This window comes from Caldisericum sp. (assembly GCA_022759145.1).
In the GTDB taxonomy this organism is placed as follows: domain Bacteria; phylum Caldisericota; class Caldisericia; order Caldisericales; family Caldisericaceae; genus Caldisericum.
On the sequence record JAEMPV010000129.1, the window covers coordinates 1 to 4,348 of the forward strand.

5 protein-coding genes are annotated in these 4,348 nt (G+C 36.8%); all 5 read right to left on the reverse strand.

The features are described 5' to 3' along the window. Positions 1–499: hypothetical protein (locus JHC30_07255; protein ID MCI4463945.1), on the reverse strand; the 499-nt coding region annotated here is incomplete at its 3' end. Continuing rightward, positions 499–1,491 (reverse strand): PD-(D/E)XK nuclease family protein, encoded by a 993-nt coding sequence (locus JHC30_07260; protein ID MCI4463946.1) that lies wholly within the window; start codon positions 1,489–1,491, stop codon positions 499–501. The genes JHC30_07255 and JHC30_07260, both read right to left, overlap by 1 nt. Positions 1,492–1,512: 21 nt before the next feature. Continuing rightward, positions 1,513–1,749, reverse strand: coding sequence for a hypothetical protein (locus tag JHC30_07265; protein ID MCI4463947.1), 237 nt, complete (start codon positions 1,747–1,749; stop codon positions 1,513–1,515). A gap of 25 nt (positions 1,750–1,774) precedes the next feature. After that, the gene (locus tag JHC30_07270; protein ID MCI4463948.1) at positions 1,775–2,425 is read right to left on the reverse strand and encodes a hypothetical protein; all 651 of its coding nucleotides are present in this window, start codon (positions 2,423–2,425) and stop codon (positions 1,775–1,777) included. A gap of 69 nt (positions 2,426–2,494) precedes the next feature. Beyond that, positions 2,495–4,348: DUF927 domain-containing protein (locus JHC30_07275; protein MCI4463949.1), on the reverse strand; the 1,854-nt coding region annotated here is incomplete at its 5' end.

Below are 4,348 nucleotides of genomic sequence, written 5' to 3' on the forward strand. Positions count from 1 at the left end.
CTCTGAGGATGCCTTTATTTCTTAAGCGTTCATAAGCTTTCTCAAGTCTATCTTGTGTAAAGTAGCGTTTTACTCCTCTAACGCAGATTGCGTCAGTTAGCGTTAAAAGTGCAACAGGTAAAGGATTGCCTAAAAATCCAGGTTGAAGGAGACCATATAAAACAGCCCATCGCCTCGCCATCTCTTTTGGGAACTTCAAAAGAAAGTAAAGATAGAGCACTCTGACTTCACAAGCGAGGTCTTGAAGGGAGGGAGGAATAAACATCTTAGCATATTTGGACTTGAGCTTTCTGAAGAAAGTCGCCTCCGCCTTCAAGACCTCTTTTAGGTTTTTAAAATCAACAAGATTGATGTCAAATTCCCGCATGATAGTTTGCCAAACCTCTTCAAAGGTCTTTTTATTTTTAGTATGTTCAATGAAAGTCAAAGTTATAGCCGTATAGACTACATCATGAAAAGCACTTAAAAACTGATTACCTAATTTCCACTTTTTCCCCATTATACTGTTTCTATCGTTATTCTACATCTTGGCGCTTTAACAGCATATTGCTGTTTAATTTCTTTTGGCACTTGATATTCAGTTTGCCAGTAGAGCTTCTGTTTAATAACAAATTTATCGACTACATAAAACTTCTCTGTTTCTTTTCTTTCCAACATTTCTACTTGCAAGTCTTTAGGGATAGCAAAAGCTTCTTTAATTTTTTCAGTCAATTCTTCATACCGCTTAGCATACTCTTCAAGCTCAGTTCTTTCTTTTAACATCATAAGAAGTTCATTATCTTCACGAAAGATAATTTTTTCAGCCCCTTTCATTTCAGTTAAGCACATGTGCTTATATGGACAAATAAGGCAAATGGAGAGCTCATCAGTATTAACTTTCCATAGAGGCTCAGGATAAGTTCTTTTTTCAACATGTTCATTAATTTTTTTAGCTTTCTCTAAAATCTCTAAAGCCCGCTCTTCGTCTAAAGACATATGAATTTCTTTCCAAGAACCATCAAAGCCTCTTAGAATGAAAATACCACTCTCTATTTTCTCACCTTGTTCTCGCATCATATAAAGGTATAAATTAAGCTGATGGTAATACCCTCTGTAATAAAACTTATCCGCTTCTAAGAAGTCTTCTGCTTTGTTAAATTTCTTAAGGTTCCAACTTTCCATTGACTTAATCTCAATAGCATGTACCTTTCCATTACTTAAGATTTTTCCATCAATTTTCCCGCTAATTTGGTAATCCCGAAGGAAATAAGGAACCTGTTGATGAATAACCTCAAACCCTGCCTGAAGTAAATCTATAATGGTCTGTTTCTCAATGAGCTTACCCATTTCCATTTTCATTAAAACAGAGGCAGGAAGAGGCGCTTTCTGATCCCAATGCAACCGCTCAAAAACTAAATATCTAAGACACGGATGACCCAAAGAAGAACATCTGTTACTATTCACAGGAAATTGAATTGGCTGATATTTTTCCTTTATTTTTTCTACTATCATTTTTACCCTCCTTTTATTTTTTTAGCCCTTTTTTCTTCTTCCAGCTATCTTGATAGTTCCTGTTTGCTCTTCAAAAATTTTCCTTATTTGTTCTTTTTCCTCATCGGAAACATCGGTATAGTCAAGATAAAAACCCGCTTTAAACCAAAATCTTACATCTGCTTCATTTGGATGTTTCTTCCTGTTTCCAAATGTGACTGCGACGATATCCTCTTGTCTAAGAATATCGCCATCTTCACCAATTATTATGAATGCCATATGCGCACCTCCTTTTATTTTTTTATTAACTGTTCTTTACTTCCTTTGATTTAAATTCAACTTGTTGGTCTATCTTCCCTACCATTTTTACCACATCTTGAATATTTAGCCCACGCAATCCTAATAAAGTAGAAACGCCTCTTGCGATTAAGTTTGATCTTGCAGATTTGATAACATCCGAGAGCCTGATTTGATGCGGAGGAATGTCTTGTCCTTTAGCTCTACTGAAAAATGGGTCTCTTGATGACCTAATGCCAATTTCCTCTATGGTTTTATCTCCCCAAGTGAAAGTTCCTCTAAAGATAACCGTAAAATGCCCATCTTGGTCGTATTTAATCTCAGGCTCGCCTATCTTGTAGGAGATATTAAACAGAAGCATTAACCTTTCTGCACCATAAGCTGAAAGGTAAGCACGCCCTCCAAAATTAACCCAATCATAAGGTCTTGTTAATTTTAAAATGAGCATTCTCTGTTTGGCGAGCGCTTCGAGGCGCTTTTCTGCCTTCTCCACTTCCTCGACAAAATAGTCCTTCTCTTCAACGACAGAAGGCAATCCTGAGAGAGCTTCCACAACGGGGTCTCCGTTGGTGATAATTTGAGTATCAACTACCTCTTGCCCGTTCTGACCATTTTGATTTTGAATGGGCTCTTGTTGTTTTTTAAAGAGCTCGTCCATGGCTCCACCTCCTTTTGATTTTTGTTTTTGCTTAAAATATAACTTGACTTTTCCATTTTGTCAAGTCCCTTAAAAAGGGATGCCATCATCAGGCGTCGGAAAGTTGATTTCTTTTATTTCCTCTGCCTTCTCTCCTTCTTCATCTTCTTCTTTAGGCATAGTTATCACTTGAACCAAAGGGTTTGGTCTCGCTGTTTTCCTTACTACTGCTTCAGTAAACTCACTAAAAATACTATCAGATATCTTTTTTAAGTCGAATTCATAAACAGACACCGCCATTTCTGTGCCTGAATATTTGATTTTCCTTGCTTTAGTATATCGCTTGACTGTCCCTGTCGCATCGGTCGTATAAAAAACTGAAATAACTTCAGCTTCCTCAAATAACTTTAAAATCGTTCTCAAGTCTAACTTGACATAGTCTCTAAAATACTCAAGACACTCCCGAGTGATGTAAACTTTCTCACTAACAGGGTCTATCTCACCAAAGACTAAATTTCTTGGAATTTGTTGATCTATTGAATTTCGTATAACGAAATGAGGAGCTCTGGAGAGCAAAAATTCGGAAAAAGTAGACAAAAATCTTTCAAGACTTAAATCAAGTTTTTCTAATTGGTAAGATATCAATGCACATAGAGTTCTTTCAAGAATGCTTATTTCCTGCTTTGAAAGATTGTAAAACTTTTTTAAAAAGTTAAAGCTTTTCTCTATTAAAGGCGTAAAGGTAAAAATCTGAAAATGCTCAGGCAATTCTATTTCTATCGCTATATCCCCCTCTTGTTCTAAAAACTTAATGTAATCGAATGCACACCCACATGCCACTCTCATTAACTGATGTAAATCTTGAGGCGTTACTATTTCAGTGTAATTGCCCCAATGATCAACAGGGACTACAACATAACGCCTTTCCGCACCTCTTCGCTCAAATTGAGGGTCAACCTCACCTGTAATAAAAACTATCGATTTCAGCAATGTAATATCAACTGATAAATCTTTAGTCCCTCTTAACTTACCTACTCCTCCCGCTATTTTGAAAACTCTTTCTTGCAACTTGCTGTCTGATATTAATGCAGTCTCATCGAATAAAACAGGTAAATTATGGAAACGCCTCATATAAAGTTCAAACCCTGTTTCTGTCGCATTTAGCGTCATTGGGACATTGATATTGTAGAATAAGCTCATCACGAATTGAGATGTCGTTGTCTTCCCTACTCCACGAGGCCCTACATCAAATACCGTAAATCCTGATAGATTGTCTTCGATAAATAAGCTCGCTACCCCTAATACTATTTTCACTCCAAGCCATCGCCCCTCGATTAGGAGCTCTCTGACCAACTCATGTTGTTTCGAAGCGTTAACATACTTGAAATGCTCTATCTCCTTTGGGTCAAGGTCACAATATAAACCATTCTCAATTAGAGCACTTTGGTTTAATGGGTGTATAAATAATCGTTTGCTTGCTGTCTTATACCAGCCAATTTCCTGTAAGAAAATCTTCTCTTGATGATTACGGATTAAAGCATCAAGTAGGAACTTAAGATTGCCTGTATCTAAAATGGGTCTACCAAGAAAATTCTGTAACTCAACAATATCGAGCCCAATTCTTCCTATTCGTCTCGTTTCACAGTTGTATACTATGTATATGGGCTCATTGGTGTTAGGTTTAAATCCTCTATCTTTCAATAAAAAACCCGCGCATATTGGTTTTAATTTCTTAGGCTTCTTATCATCCTTATCTTTCTCACTGTCAATAATCATATACCAGTCATTTTCAATCAAAGCGAACAATTTAGTTCCATGCTTAATAATCTCCTGCGCGCGACCCAAATCGTCTTCTGTATAAACAGGAACCCCTGGAATTTTCGGTTTAGAAAATCTACCTAAAATAAAAGAAGCCGTGCGGGCATCTTCTTCATTAAAGACCTG